At 68.3% G+C, this 16,330-nt stretch carries 14 protein-coding genes and 1 tRNA gene; 5 read left to right on the forward strand and 10 right to left on the reverse strand.

Annotated elements, in window-relative coordinates:
- Window positions 1-142: 142 nt before the first annotated feature.
- Window positions 143-1,591 carry a pyridoxal phosphate-dependent decarboxylase family protein gene (locus ACGF3I_RS28670; RefSeq protein WP_393136969.1) on the forward strand — a complete coding sequence of 483 codons (1,449 nt, stop codon included), beginning with the start codon at window positions 143-145 and terminating at the stop codon, window positions 1,589-1,591.
- Window positions 1,588-2,994 carry a lysine N(6)-hydroxylase/L-ornithine N(5)-oxygenase family protein gene (locus tag ACGF3I_RS28675; protein WP_393136970.1) on the forward strand — a complete coding sequence of 469 codons (1,407 nt, stop codon included), beginning with the start codon at window positions 1,588-1,590 and terminating at the stop codon, window positions 2,992-2,994. The genes ACGF3I_RS28670 and ACGF3I_RS28675 overlap by 4 nt, the downstream gene beginning before the upstream one ends.
- A 60-nt stretch (window positions 2,995-3,054) precedes the next feature.
- Here the strand turns inward: ACGF3I_RS28675 and ACGF3I_RS28680 are convergent, their stop codons facing one another.
- Complete coding sequence (locus ACGF3I_RS28680; protein ID WP_393136971.1) at window positions 3,055-4,887, reverse strand: bifunctional metallophosphatase/5'-nucleotidase; 1,833 nt, start codon at window positions 4,885-4,887, stop codon at window positions 3,055-3,057.
- A 158-nt stretch (window positions 4,888-5,045) separates the two neighbouring features.
- Between ACGF3I_RS28680 and ACGF3I_RS28685 the strand changes: the two genes are divergently transcribed.
- Both ACGF3I_RS28685 and pyk read left to right on the forward strand, forming a co-directional pair.
- On the forward strand, window positions 5,046-5,741 hold the full coding sequence (locus ACGF3I_RS28685; RefSeq protein ID WP_393136973.1) for an SIMPL domain-containing protein: 696 nt from the start codon (window positions 5,046-5,048) through the stop codon (window positions 5,739-5,741).
- Between the two features lie 156 nt (window positions 5,742-5,897).
- Window positions 5,898-7,334, forward strand: coding sequence for a pyruvate kinase (gene pyk, locus ACGF3I_RS28690; RefSeq protein WP_393136975.1), 1,437 nt, complete (start codon window positions 5,898-5,900; stop codon window positions 7,332-7,334).
- A gap of 55 nt (window positions 7,335-7,389) precedes the next feature.
- Here pyk and ACGF3I_RS28695 read toward each other — a convergent pair whose 3' ends face one another.
- Together ACGF3I_RS28695 and ACGF3I_RS28700 are read right to left on the reverse strand one after the other, a co-directional pair.
- Window positions 7,390-8,178, reverse strand: coding sequence for a helix-turn-helix domain-containing protein (locus tag ACGF3I_RS28695; protein ID WP_393136977.1), 789 nt, complete (start codon window positions 8,176-8,178; stop codon window positions 7,390-7,392).
- An 83-nt stretch (window positions 8,179-8,261) separates the two neighbouring features.
- A tRNA-Leu gene (locus tag ACGF3I_RS28700) sits at window positions 8,262-8,345 on the reverse strand.
- Between the two features lie 95 nt (window positions 8,346-8,440).
- Between ACGF3I_RS28700 and ACGF3I_RS28705 the strand changes: the two genes are divergently transcribed.
- Window positions 8,441-9,094, forward strand: a complete 654-nt coding sequence (locus ACGF3I_RS28705) for an ANTAR domain-containing response regulator (protein WP_393136979.1) — start codon at window positions 8,441-8,443, stop codon at window positions 9,092-9,094.
- A 71-nt stretch (window positions 9,095-9,165) separates the two neighbouring features.
- Here the strand turns inward: ACGF3I_RS28705 and ACGF3I_RS28710 are convergent, their stop codons facing one another.
- From ACGF3I_RS28710 to ACGF3I_RS28740, 7 genes are all read right to left on the reverse strand, one after another.
- The gene (locus ACGF3I_RS28710) at window positions 9,166-9,882 is read right to left on the reverse strand and encodes an ABC transporter ATP-binding protein (protein ID WP_393136981.1); all 717 of its coding nucleotides are present in this window, start codon (window positions 9,880-9,882) and stop codon (window positions 9,166-9,168) included.
- Complete coding sequence (locus ACGF3I_RS28715) at window positions 9,879-10,736, reverse strand: ABC transporter ATP-binding protein (protein WP_393136983.1); 858 nt, start codon at window positions 10,734-10,736, stop codon at window positions 9,879-9,881. The genes ACGF3I_RS28710 and ACGF3I_RS28715 overlap by 4 nt, the downstream gene beginning before the upstream one ends.
- A 5-nt stretch (window positions 10,737-10,741) precedes the next feature.
- Entirely contained in the window at window positions 10,742-12,538 is a 1,797-nt protein-coding gene (locus tag ACGF3I_RS28720; protein WP_393136984.1) for a branched-chain amino acid ABC transporter permease, read from the reverse strand.
- Window positions 12,539-12,543: 5 nt separating this feature from the next.
- Window positions 12,544-13,473 (reverse strand): branched-chain amino acid ABC transporter permease, encoded by a 930-nt coding sequence (locus tag ACGF3I_RS28725; protein ID WP_393136987.1) that lies wholly within the window; start codon window positions 13,471-13,473, stop codon window positions 12,544-12,546.
- Window positions 13,474-13,572: 99 nt separating this feature from the next.
- Entirely contained in the window at window positions 13,573-14,787 is a 1,215-nt protein-coding gene (locus tag ACGF3I_RS28730) for a branched-chain amino acid ABC transporter substrate-binding protein (protein ID WP_393137065.1), read from the reverse strand.
- 411 nt (window positions 14,788-15,198) lie between these two features.
- Window positions 15,199-15,660, reverse strand: coding sequence for a hypothetical protein (locus tag ACGF3I_RS28735; RefSeq protein WP_393136989.1), 462 nt, complete (start codon window positions 15,658-15,660; stop codon window positions 15,199-15,201).
- Between the two features lie 156 nt (window positions 15,661-15,816).
- The gene (locus ACGF3I_RS28740; RefSeq protein ID WP_393136991.1) at window positions 15,817-16,284 is read right to left on the reverse strand and encodes a PaaI family thioesterase; all 468 of its coding nucleotides are present in this window, start codon (window positions 16,282-16,284) and stop codon (window positions 15,817-15,819) included.
- Window positions 16,285-16,330 lie beyond the last annotated feature (46 nt).

Genomic DNA, 16,330 nt, shown 5'->3' on the forward strand with positions numbered 1-16,330 from the left:
CATACCAGCAATCCCCCTCCCCAACTCGCCCCCACCGCAAGGCAGTACCACTTTCGGGTTGCGATCGTTGTGCACGGCGGCTCCACCGGCCCCCACGGGACCACGCTGGTGAAGTCGCTGCCCGCACACCCGAAGGAACCCCATGCACAGCCCGCCCCTCGCCGGAGGCACCGCGGGGCCCGCGGCCCTGCGCCCCCTGCTCGACGTCGTCCTCGACGCCCTCCACCAAGGGGCGAAGACCCGGAGCGGCCCCCTGCCCGCCGGCGGCCCCCACCTGGTCACCCGGCGCGTACAGGCCGCCGCCCCCACCGTGCTGCCCGACCACGGCACCGGCGCCGAAGAAGCCCTCACCACCCTGGTACGCGCCCTCGCCGAAGGCGCCGCCGACCCCGCCGAACCCCACTGCGCCGCCCACCTCCACACCCCGCCCCTCGCCCTCGCCACCGCCGCCGACCTCGCCGCGGCCGCCCTCAACCCCTCCCTCGACTCCTGGGACCAGGCCCCCGCCGCCTCCGCACTCGAACACCTCGTCACCCAGGCCCTCGCCCACCAGATCTGGCCCCACGGCGACGCCCTCATCACCACCGGCGGCACCGAGTCCAACCAGCTCGCCCTCCTCCTCGCCCGCGAGCACCACGGCCCCGTCCAGGTCGTGTGCGGCGCCCACACCCACCACTCCATCCACCGGGCCACCTGGCTCCTCGGCCTCCCCAGCCCCATCGTCGTCCCCGCCCCCACCGGCACCACCGACCTCACCGCCCTCGCCGCCACCCTCGCCGCCCCCCACCCCCACCCCCTCCTCGTCGTCGCCACCGCCGGCACCACCGACACCGGCGCCATCGACCCGCTGCCCGCCATCGCCGACCTGTGCGCCACCCACCGCGCCGAACTCCACATCGACGCCGCCTACGGCGGGCCCCTGCTGTTCAGCGACCGCCACCGCCCCCGCCTCGCCGGCCTGGAACGCGCCGACACCGTCACCCTCGACCTGCACAAACTCGGCTGGCAGCCCGTCGCCGCCGGCGTCCTCGCCGTCGCCGACCCCCAGCGCCTCACCGCGCTCGGCCACACCGCCGACTACCTCAACGCCGACGACGACACCGACGCCGGCCTGCCCGACCTCCTCGGCCGCTCCCTGCGCACCACCCGCCGCCCCGACGCCCTCAAAATCGCCGTCACCCTGCGCGCCCTCGGCCGCGACGGCCTGGCCCACCTCATCGACCGCGTCTGCGCCCACGCCGCAACCCTCGCCCAACTCATCGACCAGCACCCCCAGTTGGAGCTCTACGCACCCCCCACCATCTCCACCGTCCTCTTCCGCCCCCACGACGCCGACGACACGACCGTCGCCCACATCCGCCGCACCCTGCTCACCGACGGCACCGCCGTCCTCGGCCGCGCCCGCGCCGACGGCCGCCTCTGGCTCAAAGCCACCCTCCTCAACCCCCACCTCACCCCCCACGACCTCACCACCCTCCTCACCGCCACCCTCAGCACCACCCCCACACCCCCCTCCGCTCCCAGCACCCCCGCACGCCCCACTATCCCCAGCACCACCCCCGCACCCCCCACGGAAGGCACCCCCCGATGACCACCACCGCCCCCGAAGAACAACCCCACGACGTCGTCGGCATCGGCATCGGCCCCTTCAACCTCTCCCTGGCCGCCCTCGCCCACGGCGTACCCGGCGGACTCGACACCGCCTTCTACGAACAGCGCCCCGCCTTCCACTGGCACCCCGGGCTCCTCCTCGACGACGCCACCCTCCAAGTCCCCTTCCTCGCCGACCTCGTCACCCTCGCCGACCCCGCCAGCCCCTGGTCCTTCCTCAACCACCTCAAGCACCGCGAACGGCTCTTCCCGTTCTACTTCGCCGAGAAGTTCCACATCCAGCGCACCGAATACGACGCCTACTGCCGCTGGGTCAGCGAAAACCTCCCCGGCCTCCACTTCTCCCACCAGGTCGACGCCGTCCGCTGGAACCCCGAACGCGCCCTGTTCGAAATCGACTTCACCCAGCTCGACCTCCACGGCGAAGCCGAAGCCCTCGGCCGCTCCTACGCCCGCCACCTCGCCATCGGCGTCGGCACCCAGCCCCACATCCCCGAACCCCTGCGCCCCCTCGCCGACGCCCCCACCGTCCCCGTCCTGCACTCAGCCGACTACCTCGACCACCGTGAGCGCCTGCTCGCCGCCGGACACATCACCGTCATCGGCTCCGGCCAGTCCGGCGCCGAAGTCTTCCTCGACCTGCTGCGCCACCGCCCCGCCGGCGCCGAGAGGATCAGCTGGCTCACCCGCACCGAGGCGTTCGCGCCCATGGAGTACTCCAAACTCGGCCTCGAACACTTCACCCCCGACTACACCCGCTACTTCCACGCGCTCACCGAACCCGTACGCGACCAGCTCCTGCCCCGCCAATGGCAGCTCCACAAGGGCATCGACGCCGACACCATGGCCGCCATCCACGACGAGCTCTACCGGCGCATCCAGCACGGCGGCTGGCCCGACGTCACCATGACCCCGGGCGTCAGCGTCCGCACCGCGGGCCGCGTCGCCACCACCAAGGTCGAACTCCACCTGGAACACACCCAGCAGGGCGTACGCGACCGGCTCACCACCGACGCCGTCGTCCTCGCCACCGGCTACCGCGAACGCCCCCTCGGCCGGATGCTCGCCGGACTCGACCCGTACATGCGTTACGACAGCGCCGAACGCCCGCGCATCGACGCGGAGTTCAAACTCGTCCTCGACGCCTCCGTCACCGGCAACGTCTACGTCCAGAACGCCGAGAAGCACACCCACGGCGTCGGCGCCCCCGACCTGGGTCTCGCCGCCTGGCGCAGCGCCGCCATCCTCAACTCCCTCACCGGCAAGGAGCCCTACCCCCAGCCGGCCCGCACCGCCTTCACCACCTTCGGCCTCGACAAAAAGAACCAGGCCCGCCCGGCACGATCACCGGAGGGCCTGGTGCCACTCATCGAACAGCCATGACGCCTCGTCAAAAAGCTGTATGCGCAGTCAGGTTGGCAGAAACGAACATGCAGAGCCGGATCAGAACAGCGGCACGCCGTTCTGCGTCAGCCGCCAGTCCACCGACGCGAACTCCGCCGGATCGATCACACCCTTCGCCTTCACCCACGCGATCATCGTGTTGCGGATCTCGTCGGAGTTCGCCCACAGCTGCTTGGCGGTCGCCACCCCCGGGAAATTGCCGCCCCCGTTGGCCCGGTAGTTGTTCACCGCCAGCACGAACCGCGCCGCGTCGTCGATCGGCTTCCCGTCGAACATCACCTTCGACACCCGCGAACCGGCCGGCTTCGCGATGTCCACCTCGTACGACACACCGCTGACCACGTCGTAGTTGTAGTCCGGCGTGCTGTTCGCGTTGGTGATCTTCGCCGGGTCCACCGCACCCGTCGTCTGCACGTAGTAGTTCGCCGAGAACTCCAGGTACGCCCGCACCTGAGCACCCGTCAGAAGACGTGCCTCCAGAGTGTTCTCGTACACATACAGACCCGCCACGTCCCTGATGGTCACCTTGCCCGCCGGAATCACCGCCGAACGCGAGAAACACGCCGCCTGCGACAGCACCGGCAACGAGGCGTACTCCGACGACGCCAGCGCCGCCTTCACCGTCTCCGCCTGGATGTGATTGATCAGATCGATGATCGGCACGTCCTTGAACGGCGCCTGGTCCGAGCGCATCTCCACCGCGTTCGTCCCCACCACCTGGTTCACATACGCCACGACCTTGTCGTGCTCCGCCTTCACCAGACGCTTCACCACCGCGTCCTCGGCCACCGCGTTCGCGTTGCGCACCCCCGCCGTCACCGACGTCACGTGCCAGCGCCCCCGTGAGAACTCCAGCTCGAAGTCGAAGACACTCAGCCGCATGCCCCACATGTACGGCTCCGACAGCACCACGGACCTGCCGGTCTCCTGGTTGACCACCGTCCGCGACGCCACCTCCTTGTGCGTATGACCCACCAGGATCGCGTCGATCCCCGGCACCTGCTCCGCCACCAGCGACGAGGCGTTCTCCGGATACGGCAGCGCGTCCCCGTACGACGTCCCCCCGTCCAGACCCGAATGGTCCGTACAGATCACCACGTCACAGCCCAGCGCCCGCAGCTTCGGCACATAGATCCTCGCCTGCTCCACCAGACCCGGGAACGTCATCCGCCCCTGCACGTTCGCCTTGTCCCAGATCGCGATCCCCGGGTTGGTGAGCCCCAGGATCCCCACCTTCACGTCCGGCCCGTGCGGCACCCTCAACCGCCGCACCGCATACGGAGGAAACGCCGGCTTCAGCGTCTTCGCGTCCAGCGCGTTCGCACCGAGCAGCGGAAAGTCCAACTGCTCCTGGAACGCCCGCAGCGTCTCAATCCCGTAGTTGAACTCGTGGTTGCCCAGCGCCGCCGCGTCATACCCCATCCGGTTCATCGCCAGCGCCATCGGGTGCTTGGGCCCCCGCCTGCCACCCGACCCCGTGATCGGCTCCACCCGCGCGTAGTAGTACGACAGCTGGGTGCCCTGGATGATGTCGCCCGCGTCGATCAACAGCGTGTTGTGGCGGCCCTTCTCCTCACGGACCTGCTCCACCAACGTCGCGATCTTCGCCAGACCGACATCGTTGTGCGCCGCGTCGTCGTACTCCTTGTCCGTGAAGTAGTCCCAGTTGAAGACATGGCCGTGCAGATCCGTCGTGCCCATCACCGAGAACGCGTACCGCTTCGGCGGACGGCCGTGCCCGTGATCCCTGCCCTGGGCCGGCACCGGGCCCCGGCCCTCGGCGGCGGCGGGCGACGCCACACCCCCGGCCACGGCCACACCGGCCCCGGCGGCGGCCGTGGTGCCCAGGAACGTCCTGCGGTTCAGCGGCATGCTCTCTCCCTGAAGTCGTATGACGCGCGTAGAAGTTGAGCGGACGGCGACGCGCGTAGACCCCCGGATTCTGACCCAGGACCAGCCACCCGCAACACCCCCCGCAGGTTGCGATCTGATGACCGGACCCTGACAGAAGCAGATGCCACAGTGGACCCATGACCGACACCCAGCCCTACGGCACACCCGACCAGCCCCGCCTCGCCGTCCACGGCGAAGCCCACCTCGAAGTCGACCCCGAAATCGCCGGCCTCACCATCACCATCGCCACCCGCGGCCCCGACCGCCGCGCCACCCTCGACGACCTCACCCGCCGCAACACCCACGTCCTCGACCTCATCAAAAGCTACGGAGACACCATCGAAAAACTCGAAACCGGCGCCTTCACCCTCACCCCCGAACTCACCCGCCACGGCCGCGGCGAACGCGTCCGCACCTACCACGGCACCGTCCACATCAACGCCGAACTCACCGACTTCACCACCCTCGGCGAACTCACCACCCGCCTCGCCGACCTCGAACTCACCCGCGTCGACGGCCCCCGATGGTCCCTGCGCCACGACTCACCCGCCCACAGCGAAGTCCGCCGCCGCGCCGTACAACAAGCCGTCGTCCGCGCCCGCGAATACGCCGACGCCCTCGGCGCCACCCTCGCCGCCCTCGTCGAACTCTCCGACCCCGGCGCCGACACCCCCACCCCCGGCTACGGCCGCCCCGCCGGCGGCGGCATGGCCTTCCGCTCCATGGCCCCCGGCGCCGCCGAACCCGCCCCCGCCCTCGACCTCGAACCCCAGCGCCAATCCGTCCACGCCCGCGTCAACGCCCGCTTCATCATGACCCCGCCCCGCCTCTGACGCGCACCCCCACACCCACCCGCAGGGCGCCCCGAACCGCTCATCGGAGCGCCTCCGCGCACACTTCAATACTTGTCAACCACCTTTCACCCAAAGGTGGTTGGGCAGTAATCCCGGACCAAATCCCTACCCATCGGTAAGCCCTACGCTCGACCCATGCGCCGAGCCAAAATCGTCTGCACCCTGGGTCCAGCCACCGACACATACGACCAGATCAAAGCCCTCATCGAAGCCGGAATGGACGTAGCCCGCTTCAACCTCAGCCACGGCACCTACGCCGAACACGAAGAGCGCTACCACCACGTCCGCAAAGCCTCCGAAGAAACCGGCCACAACGTCGGCATCCTCGCCGACCTTCAAGGCCCGAAGATCCGTCTCGGCCGCTTCCGCGAAGGCCCCGTACTCCTTGAACGCGGCGACGAGTTCACCATCACCGTCGAACCCGACACCCACGGCGACCGCCACCTCTGCGGCACCACCTACACCGGCCTCGCCACCGACGTCACCACCGGCGAACGCATCCTCATCGACGACGGCAAAGTCACCCTCCAAGTCACCGGCGTCGACGGACCCCGCGTCCACACCCTCGTCACCGAAGGCGGCATGGTCTCCGACCACAAAGGCCTCAACCTCCCCGGCGTCGCCGTCTCCGTCCCCGCCCTCTCCGACAAGGACGAAGAAGACCTCCGCTGGGCCCTGCGCACCGGCGCCGACATCATCGCCCTGTCCTTCGTCCGCAACGGCCACGACATCCACGACGTCCACCGCATCATGGACGAAGAAGGCCGACGCCTCCCCGTCATCGCCAAAATCGAAAAACCCCAAGCCGTCGACACCATCGACGACATCGTCGCCGCCTTCGACGGCATCATGGTCGCCCGCGGCGACCTCGGCGTCGAAATGCCCCTCGAACAAGTCCCCATCGTGCAAAAGCGCGCCATCAAACTCGCCAAGCGCAACGCCAAACCCGTCATCGTCGCCACCCAGATGCTCGACTCGATGATCGACAACTCCCGCCCCACCAGGGCCGAAGCCAGCGACGTCGCCAACGCCATCATCGACGGCACCGACGCCGTCATGCTCTCCGGCGAAACCAGCATCGGCAAACACCCCGTCGAAACCGTCAAAACCATGGGCCGCATCGTCGAAGCCGCCGAAGAAGACGTCCTCGCCAAGGGCCTCCCGCCCCTCACCGACCGCAACAAACCCCGCACCCAAGGCGGAGCCGTCGCCCGCGCCGCCGCCGAAATGGGCGACTTCCTCGGCGCCAAACTCCTCGTCGCCTTCACCCAGTCCGGCGACACCGCCAAACGCCTCTCCCGCTACCGCTCCCCGATCCCCCTCCTCGCCTTCACCCCCGACCCCGCCACCCGCTCCCAGCTCAACCTCACCTGGGGCGTGGAAACGTTCCTGGGCCCGCACGTCGAGTCCACCGACGAGATGGTGGCCCAGGTCGACGAGATGCTCCTCAAGGTCGGCCGCTGCCAGAAGGGCGACGTCGTGGTCATCACCGCCGGCTCGCCGCCCGGTGTCGCCGGCTCCACCAACCTGGTCCGCGTCCACCACATCGGCGAGGACGACAGCCCCAAGTAACCCTGGGCCACGGCCCCTTGCCCCACCCCTCGCAGGGGGCCGCCACACTGTCGGGTCAGTACTTGGGGCCGATGTGGTGGTCCATGAGGGCGACGGAGGCCTTGCGGGCGATGGATATGTTGAAGGGGTCGCTGCCACGAGCGAGGGTGCTCCACTCAACCCCGACGAGATCAAGGGCGGCGCCGCAGAGGGCACGGATGTCGTCCGACTTGTTGGCAAAGAAGTACCGCGGGTACTCGTAGCGCTTCCGCACTCCGCCGACGACCCTTTCGGTCCAGTTGGTGATGCGGCATCCGTCGGACTGGATGAGACCGCGGAGGAACATCCAGGGGTACGCCTCGACGATGTCCTGTTGCCAGGGAGCGAGGGCGATGAGACGGTCGTGCTTCTTTCCGGGGCCGTGCTGCGGGAACAGGCAGTGCAGGTGCTTCGAGTAGACCTTGATGTTGTGGCAGCCGGTCCTGCGTACTCGACAGGTCGCGTTGTCGGGAAAGACCGTCCGCATCGCATGTTCGGCTTCGGCCTGAACACCGGGCCAGGCGTCATCGAGCGTGATCATGAGGTTCGGTACCCGGTGCGCCGAGTACTGGCTGATGTGGCCGTCGCCGAGATAGAGCCCGAGCAGGTAGGCATACGCCGCGGAGTCCAGTGAACGGCCGTCGCAGCGTGGGCACTTGGGGTCGTGCGGGCCCGGACATTCACCCCGCTTGGAGCGGTCCATGTGGAGCCAGTACGAAATCGTGCCGAGCGGCACGTTCAGCTGGCGCGCCACGTCGGCGTTCCGCCCACCGTCTCGGAGCAGTGTGAGCGCCCGTTGTCGCACTTCTGTGCCGTGAAGGTTCATGTGCACACCCTGAGTCACCCGCCATCGCTCCGGGTAAAGAAAAGCGGAGGTTCACGCGCACGTGAACCTCCGCTTGCCAAAAGTGCCGGGTACGGGACTTGAACCCGTACGCTCTTTCGAGCAATCGCTTTTGAGGCGATCATGTCTGCCGATTCCATCAACCCGGCAAAGGTCGCTGGCAGGAGTGTACCCGCTCACGCGCGCTGCCAGCAGCTAGGTACCCTGCTGGGAAGCAGCACCCTGCCTTAAACAAGGAGCCTCCGTGACCGCCCCCGAGTCGCCCCAGCCCGTCGCAGACGACGACGCGTCGCACGTCCCCCCGCTGACGACCCGTGTCGTCATCGCCGAGGACGAGGCCCTCATCCGCCTCGATCTCAAAGAGATGCTCGAAGAAGAGGGCTACGCGGTCGTGGGCGAGGCCGGTGACGGGCAGAAGGCCGTCGAGCTGGCCCGTGAGCACCGCCCGGACCTGGTGATCCTGGATGTGAAGATGCCCGTCCTTGACGGGATCTCGGCGGCGGAGCTGATCGCGAAGGAGTCGATCGCGCCGGTGCTGATGCTGACCGCGTTCAGCCAGCGCGATCTGGTGGAGCGGGCGCGGGACGCCGGTGCGATGGCGTATCTCGTGAAGCCGTTCTCGAAGAGCGATGTGGTGCCGGCGATCGAGATGGCGGTGTCGCGGTTCACCGAGCTGAAGGCGCTGGAGCAGGAGGTCGCGGACCTGTCGCAGCGGCTGGAGACGCGGAAGCTGGTGGACCGGGCGAAGTCGGTGCTGCAGACGCAGTACGGGCTGTCGGAGCCGGCGGCGTTCCGGTGGATCCAGAAGACGTCGATGGACCGGCGGATGTCGATGCAGCAGGTGGCGGAGGCGGTCATCGAGGACGCCGAGGAGAAGAAGGCGGCGAAGGGGGAGTAGTCCCCGGGTCGGTACGCGAGTGGCCCGCATCCGGGGTTCCGGGTGCGGGCCACTCGCGTTTGTGTGAGGGCTCAGTCTTCGCCGAGGTAGGCCTTGCGGACGGATTCGTCGTGGAGGAGGTCCCGTCCGGTTCCGGAGAGGACGATTTTGCCGATTTCCATGACGTGGCCCTGGTCGGCGAGGGAGAGCGCGGCTTGGGCGTTCTGTTCGACGAGCAGGATGGTGGTGCCCTGGGCTTTGAGTTCGGTGATGGTGGCCATGATCTTCTGCATCATGATGGGGGAGAGGCCCATGGAGGGTTCGTCCAGCATGAGCAGTTTGGGCTGGGACATGAGGGCGCGGCCCATGGCGAGCATTTGTTGTTCGCCGCCGGAGAGGGTGCCGGCTGCTTGTTTGCGGCGTTCTCCGAGGATGGGGAAGAGGTCGTAGGCGCGCTGGATGTCTTTTTCGATGCCTGCTTTGTCGTCGCGGAGGTAGGCGCCGAGGCGGAGGTTGTCCTCGATGGTCATGCGGGGGAAGATGTGGCGGCCTTCGGGGGAGTGGGCCATTCCGAGGGCGACGATTTTGTGTGCGGGGACGTTTTTGAGGGGTTTTCCGTCGAACGTGATTTTTCCGGCGAGGGGTTCGAGGAGGCCGGAGAGGGTGCGCAGGGTGGTGGTTTTTCCGGCGCCGTTGGTGCCGATGAGGGTGACGACCTGTCCTGCGTCGACGCTGAAGGAGATGCCTTTGACGGCTTCGATCTTGCCGTAGGCGACCCGGAGGTCCTCGACTTCGAGGAGTGCGGTCACTGGGTGTCTCCCTCGGTGCTGGTGGTGCTGTGTGCCGTTTCGGCGGCTTCTACTTCGGCGAGTTCCTCGTTTCCGGGTGCGCCTTCGAAGGGGGTGCCGAGGTAGGCGGCGATGACGCGTTCGTCGGCCTGGACGACGTCGGGTGTGCCTTCGACGAGTTTTTGGCCTTGGACGAGGACGGAGACGCGGTCGCAGAGGTTCATGATGAAGCGCATGTCGTGCTCGATGACGAGGACGGCGATGCCTTGGTCGCGGATGGCGAAGATGAGTTCTTCGGCGGCGCGGGTTTCTTGGGGGTTCATGCCGGCGGTGGGCTCGTCGAGGAGGAGGAGTCCGGGTTCGCTGGCGAGTGCGCGGGCGATTTCGAGCTTTCGCTGTTCGCCGTAGGGGAGGTTGCGGGAGAGGTGGTCGGCTTTTGCGGCGAGTCCGGTGAACTCGAGGAGTTCCATGGCTCGTTCGCGGGATGCGTCTTCGGCTTTTTTGAATCCGGGCAGGCGCAGGAGTGCGGACCAGAGGCCTTCTTTGGTGCGGGTGTGGCGGCCGACGAGGACGTTTTCCAGGACGGTCATGTTGGGGAAGAGGCGGATGTTCTGGAAGGTGCGGGCGACGCCGGCCTGGGTGACGAGGTGGGGTTTGGGGGGAAGGGTGGTGCCTTTGTAGGTCACCTTTCCTTCGGTGGGGACGTACAGGCCGGTGAGGCAGTTGAAGAAGGTGGTTTTGCCGGCGCCGTTGGGGCCGATGAGGCCGATGATTTCGCCGCTGTTGACGGTGAGGTCGACGTTCTGTACGGCGGTGAGGCCGCCGAAGCGCATGGTGACGCCGCTGGCGTGGAGGACGGTGTCGGTGGTGGTCATGCTGGTCACGCCCCCGCCTTGGTGACGCCGACGGGTGTGTCGGTGAGGCTGGTGTCGGGTGTGTCGAGTTGGCCGGTCTCGTGGAATTCGAGCTTTTTCCTGCGGTCGGCGACGATGCCTTCGGGGCGCAGGCGCATGAGGACGATGAGGGCGACTCCGAAGAGGAGGAGCTGGTAGTCCTGCATGAATTGGAGTTTGGCCGGGATGAGGTAGAGCAGGGAGGCTCCGATGAGGGGTCCGCTCATGGTTCCCATGCCGCCGAGGATGACGGCGGCGAGGAGGAAGGCGGAGTTGGGGGGTACGGAGCCGGCGAATTGGTACTGCTCGGGGGTGACGGTGCTGGTGAGGTGGCCTTGTACGGTGCCGGCGAGTCCGGCGAGGGTGGCGCCGAGTGCGAAGGCGATGAGTTTGACGCGGAAGCCGTTGATGCCCATGGCGGTGGCGGCGGTTTCGTCTTCGCGGATGGCGACCCAGGCGCGGCCGATGCGGGAGTCGGCGCTGCGGCGGAAGACGGTGACGACGACGAGGGTGACGAGGAGCATCAGCAGGTAGTAGTTGCCGGGTTTGCCGAGGGTGAAGCCGGCGAGGTCGTGGCTGATGCCGAGGTCGTATCCGAAGATCGTGATGTCGGGGATGGCGGGGATGCCGCGGGAGCCGTTGGTGACGTTGGGTCCGCTGTTCCCGTTGAGGTTGTTCATGGTGATGCGGAAGATCTCACCGAAGCCGAGCGTGACGATGGCGAGGTAGTCGCCGCGCAGGCGCAGGGTGGGGGCGCCGATGAGGACGCCGAAGATCAGGGATGCGCCGGCGCCGACGAGGATGGCGGCCCAGAACGGGAAGTGGACGCCGAGGCTTGAGGTGCCGGCGCCGGAGACGAGGGCGGCGGCGTAGGCGCCGACGCCGAGGAAGGCGACGTAGCCGAGGTCGAGGAGGCCGGCGAGGCCGACGACGACGTTGAGGCCGAGGGCGACGGTGGCGAAGATGAGGATGTTGGCGCCGATGAGGGCGTATTCGTCGCTGGATTGTGTGAAGGGGAAGCAGATGGCGGCGACGAAGGCGGCGCTGAGGGTGACGGTGCGGTGTTGTGCGGTGAGTGCGGAGAGGCGGGCGATGAGGCCTGCCTGGGTGAGGGCGGCGAACGTGAACACGGCGGTGATGAGGAAGCCGATGAACAGTTCGGTGTATTCGGTGTCGATGCCGTACGCGAAGACGTAGAGGCCGATGGCGAAGGCGGCGACGATGATGAGGATGCCGGCCCAGTCGGGGATGGTTTTGGCGGTGCGGGGGCTGGGGGCGGCGAGGGTGTGGCGGACGCGCTGCCAGGGGGTGTCGCCGGTGGTGTCGTTGCCGGGGGTGTCGCCGGGGAGGGCGAAGGCGGCGATGAGGGCGATGAGGGAGCCGAGGCCGGAGACGTAGGCGCCGGGTTCGAGGTTGACGATGCCGCCGAGGTCGCTGGATATCGCGCCGAGGGTGTAGCCGGTGGTGGCGAAGGTGGCGAGGGTGAGCAGGCGCAGGGGGGCGTTGACGGCGCCGGGGGTGAGCCAGCGCAGGCCCTTGACTCCGTAGGCGGAGAGCGCGAACAGGAGGGTGAGGAGTGCGCCGGTGAGGGTGAGGAGCTGGAGGCCGCCGGGGTAGCCGGTGACGGTGAGGTCGCCGGGGAAGTCGCTGGTCCAGGTCCAGGCGAGGAAGGTGCCGATGAGGGTGATGGCGGCGCCGGCGGTGACGGTGTGCCGGGCGGCGGTGGCGGGCAGCAGGCCGATGAGCGGGGTGCCGCTGTCGCGGGTGGTGGTGTCGGTGGTCATGGTGATCACGCCCTGTCCGCGACGCGTTCGCCGAGCAGGCCCTGGGGTCGCACGAGGAGGACGACGATGAGCAGGACGAAGGCCCATACGTCCTTCCAGGCGCCGCCGCCGAAGAGTTCCATGCTGGGGATGTTGCCGATGTATCCGACGGCGAGGGCTTCGGCGAGTCCGAGGACTATGCCGCCGAGCATGGCGCCGTAGATGTTGCCGATGCCGCCGAGTACGGCGGCGGTGAAGGCCTTGAGGCCCATGATGAAGCCCATGCGGAAGCCGACTTGGCCGTTGTGGAGGCCGTAGCCGACGGCGGCGACGGCGGCGAACGCGGCACCGATGGCGAAGGCCATGACGATGATGCGGTCGGTGTTGATGCCCATGAGTTTGGCGGTGTCGGGGTCCTGGGCGGTGGCCTGCATGCCGCGGCCGGTGCGGGTCTTGGTGACGTAGAACCCGAGGGCGATCATGCAGAGGGGGGCGGCGATGAGGATGAAGAGGTCGCCGCGCTGGATGTTGGCGCCCAGGACGTGGAAGGGGGTGCCGTCGAACTGCGGGAAGGAACGGTCCTTCTTGGCGTCGGGGTACCACTTCCACACGGCCTGCTGGAGGGCGAGGGAGAGGCCGATGGCGGTGATGAGGGGGGCCAGGCGGGGGGCGCCCCGCAGGGGCCGGTAGGCGAATCGTTCCGCGGCGGTGGCGACCAGGACGGAGACGATGACGCCGCCGATGATCATCAGGGGGATGGCGGCGAGGAGCGAGAAGCCCGAGGGCAGTGCGAGGAAGACGGTGAGAGCCCCGAAGCCCCCGACCATGAATATCTCGCCGTGGGCGAAGTTGATGAGCTGGACAATGCCGTAGACCATCGTGTAGCCGATCGCGATCAGTCCGTACATCGCGCCGAGGATGAGTCCATTGGCCAGCTGTTGCGGCAGTTCGTGCACCGCGGGGCCTCCGTGAAGTGATCGGATATGGCACCGCGCGGGAGCGCTGGTGGCGCTCCCGCGCGGTCCTTTGTGTGCGTGTGGCGGGATGTCGCCGGGTTACGGCTTGTAGGCCTCGCTGAGCTCGGGCTTCCACGTGCCGTCGGTGACCTTGTAGGCGGTCATCATGGTGTTGGTGGTGTCGCCGTACTCGTCGAAGGAGACGGGGCCGGTGACTCCGTCGAACTTGACCTTGCCGACGGCGTCGAGGACCTTGGCGCGCAGGTCGCCGCTGGGGAGCTTGCCGTCGTTGGCGGCGACGACGTCCTTGACGGCCTGGATGATCGCCCAGGTGGCGTCGTAGGTGCCGCCCCCGTAGGCCTCGTAGGCGTCCTTGTAGCCGGCCGTCTTGTAGTTGGCGATGAAGCTCTTGGCGGAGTCGAGCTGTTCGACGGGCTTGCCGACGGAGGTGGCGAGGTCGCCGTTGGCCTTCTTGTTGAGCTTGATGAAGTCGCCGCTGTAGATGCCGTCGCCGCCCATGAGCGGGATGTTGGTGCCGCTGTCCTTGAGCTGCTGGCTCAGGGGGCCGGCCGCGGGGTATTCGCCGCCGTAGTAGAGGGCCTTGGCGCCGGTGGCCTTGACCTTGGCGACGATGGCGTTGAAGTCGCGGTCGTCGGGGTTGACGTGGTCGGAGCCGACGATCTTCCCGCCGAGCTTGGTGAAGGTGTCCTTGAAGGACGCGGCGAGGCCGGCGCCGTAGGTCTTCTGGTCGTCGATGAGGTAGACCGAGTCGACCTTGGCGGTGTTGAACAGGTACTTGGCGGCGAAGGCGCCCTGGACCTGGTCGGTGGTGGCGGTGCGGAAGTACGTCTTGTAGGGACGCTTCTTCGTGCCGGTCTTCCAGCCGTCGCCCTGGGTCAGCTCGGTGCCCGTGTTGGCGGGGGATATCTGGGTGAGCCCGGCGTCGTTCAGCGGCTTCTGCATGGACTGCGAGACGCTGGAGTTCAGGGGGCCGACGACGCCGACGACGCTCTTGTCGCCGATGAACTTGGTGGCGTTCTGCTGGCCGACCGAGGGCTGCGCCTGGTCGTCGAGCGGCTGGGTCTTGAACTCGACGCCGGGCACGAGGTTCTGCTTGTTCGCCGTCTGGGCGGCGAGGTCGGCGGAGTTCTTGATCCCGAGGCCGAGGGCGGACAGGTCACCCGTGAGGGGTGCGTCTACGCCGATGACGACGGTCTGCTTCTTGCCGCTGCTGTCGTCGCCGCCTTTGTCGCGCGAACCGCAGGCGGTGAGCGTGAGTGCGCCTGTGGTGAGCACTGTGGTGAGGATGAGCAAGGAACGGTGTCGCACGATGGGTCCTTTCCCTGGCGCGGCCTCCTCGTGAGTGAGGTGCCGTGTCGGTCGCCGGGCCGTACTGGGCGGTAAGGGCCGTGCAGTGGTCGCACCCGGCGGCGCGGTGACTGGCCGTGACTCTAAGCGCAGCTGAGGGGGGTGGGGAGCGGCCGGGACAGGATGTGACTTTCTTGTTATGCCAAGGCCAAACGTTGGTGGCACAGGGCGGACAATTTGTACATTCCGGTATGCCGGGATTTCTCGCATGATGAGAATCCCCAGTTCCGCTAAGGGGCTTGAGGGGATCATGCTGCTGACACGGCCCGACGGGCCCCGTTCGGGGGCGCCCGGGGGCGAGGTGCTTGCGCGTGGCGCGAAAGTGCCCTTCGCGCCTCTTAAGATCGTTACGCAGCGTTACGGCGAGCCGGAAGGGCTCGGCTGCTTCGTCTGCGCCCACGGGTCGCCCGTCGGGGGCCCGTTGCGGTAGCGCTCGGCGCAGCCCTGCTCGGCCCGCTGCCCGATGACCCGGTCGCCGGCCGCCGCGCCGTGCGCCGCGCGCTCGGCGCGGGCCGCCGCCAGCGCGGACAGGAGGATCGCGTTCTGCCCGTCGGACAGGCCTTTCTCCTGGTAGTCGAGCCCCGAGCCCTGCCCCTCGTCCAGCTCCCGCCGCGCCCAGTACGTGATCAGATGGGTGCAGAGCTCGGCGGGCGAAGTGGTGTGCGGCGAAGGCGGGTTGGGCGACGCGGAGGCCGGCGCCGGCGTGCCCCGCGCCGAGGACTCCCCGGCGTGTGAACAGCCCGCCACGGCGCCGCCCGCGGCGAGCACACCCGCCAGGGCGAGCCCCGCCCCCACCCGTGACCGCGCTCGGGTCCTCATGACACGACGTTAGAACGCGTCCCGGGACGTGGCAATGGCCGGTGAGTTCCCGCCTCACCGGCCATCGCGTCCCTCAACTGGCCCACGACTGAACGGAGTTGAACCCTCCGAACGGAGGGGATCGCTCCGGGCCGCCGGGGCCCGAATTCCCGGCTCTCAGCCCTTGACACCCTCGGCGTCCCGTAGCAGACAGGTCAGCCGAGCCGAGCAGACCCGCTTGTCCTGCTCGTCGGTGATCACGATCTCGTACGTCGCCGTCGAGCGCCCGCGGTGCACCGGCGTCGCCACCCCGGTGACCAGGCCGCTGCGCACCCCGCGGTGATGGGTGCAGTTCAGATCCACCCCCACCGCGATCTTGCCGCTACCGCCGTGCAGCATGGAGCCGACCGAGCCCAGCGTCTCGGCGAGCACCGCCGACGCCCCGCCGTGCAGCAGCCCGTACGGCTGGGTGTTGCCCTCCACAGGCATCGTGCCGACCACCTTCTCGGCGGAGGCCTCGATGATCTGCACCCCCATCCGCGTGCCCAGGTGCCCCGCGGAGAACATGGCCGGCAGATCCACCCCGAGGGCCGCGTACTCCTCGACGACTTCCTGCGGAAACTTCACGCTGCGCTGCTCGCCCATGGGCCCCGGCTCCGTTCATCTGCGTTCATCTGCGTCCACCGCGGTC

Origin of the sequence: Streptomyces sp. NPDC048111 (assembly GCF_043202815.1) — a bacterium.
Taxonomy (GTDB): domain Bacteria; phylum Actinomycetota; class Actinomycetes; order Streptomycetales; family Streptomycetaceae; genus Streptomyces.

What these genes read in the sequence shown, in the direction of transcription:
- ACGF3I_RS28670 (WP_393136969.1), top strand. Translation starts at nt 143, where the DNA reads ATGCACAGCCCGCCCCTCGCCGGAGGCACCGCGGGGCCCGCGGCCCTG.
- ACGF3I_RS28675 (WP_393136970.1), top strand. Translation starts at nt 1,588, where the DNA reads ATGACCACCACCGCCCCCGAAGAACAACCCCACGACGTCGTCGGCATC.
- ACGF3I_RS28680 (WP_393136971.1), bottom strand. Translation starts at nt 4,887, where the DNA reads ATGCCGCTGAACCGCAGGACGTTCCTGGGCACCACGGCCGCCGCCGGG.
- ACGF3I_RS28685 (WP_393136973.1), top strand. Translation starts at nt 5,046, where the DNA reads ATGACCGACACCCAGCCCTACGGCACACCCGACCAGCCCCGCCTCGCC.
- pyk (WP_393136975.1), top strand. Translation starts at nt 5,898, where the DNA reads ATGCGCCGAGCCAAAATCGTCTGCACCCTGGGTCCAGCCACCGACACA.
- ACGF3I_RS28695 (WP_393136977.1), bottom strand. Translation starts at nt 8,178, where the DNA reads ATGAACCTTCACGGCACAGAAGTGCGACAACGGGCGCTCACACTGCTC.
- ACGF3I_RS28715 (WP_393136983.1), bottom strand. Translation starts at nt 10,736, where the DNA reads ATGACCACCACCGACACCGTCCTCCACGCCAGCGGCGTCACCATGCGC.
- ACGF3I_RS28720 (WP_393136984.1), bottom strand. Translation starts at nt 12,538, where the DNA reads ATGACCACCGACACCACCACCCGCGACAGCGGCACCCCGCTCATCGGC.
- ACGF3I_RS28735 (WP_393136989.1), bottom strand. Translation starts at nt 15,660, where the DNA reads ATGAGGACCCGAGCGCGGTCACGGGTGGGGGCGGGGCTCGCCCTGGCG.
- ACGF3I_RS28740 (WP_393136991.1), bottom strand. Translation starts at nt 16,284, where the DNA reads ATGGGCGAGCAGCGCAGCGTGAAGTTTCCGCAGGAAGTCGTCGAGGAG.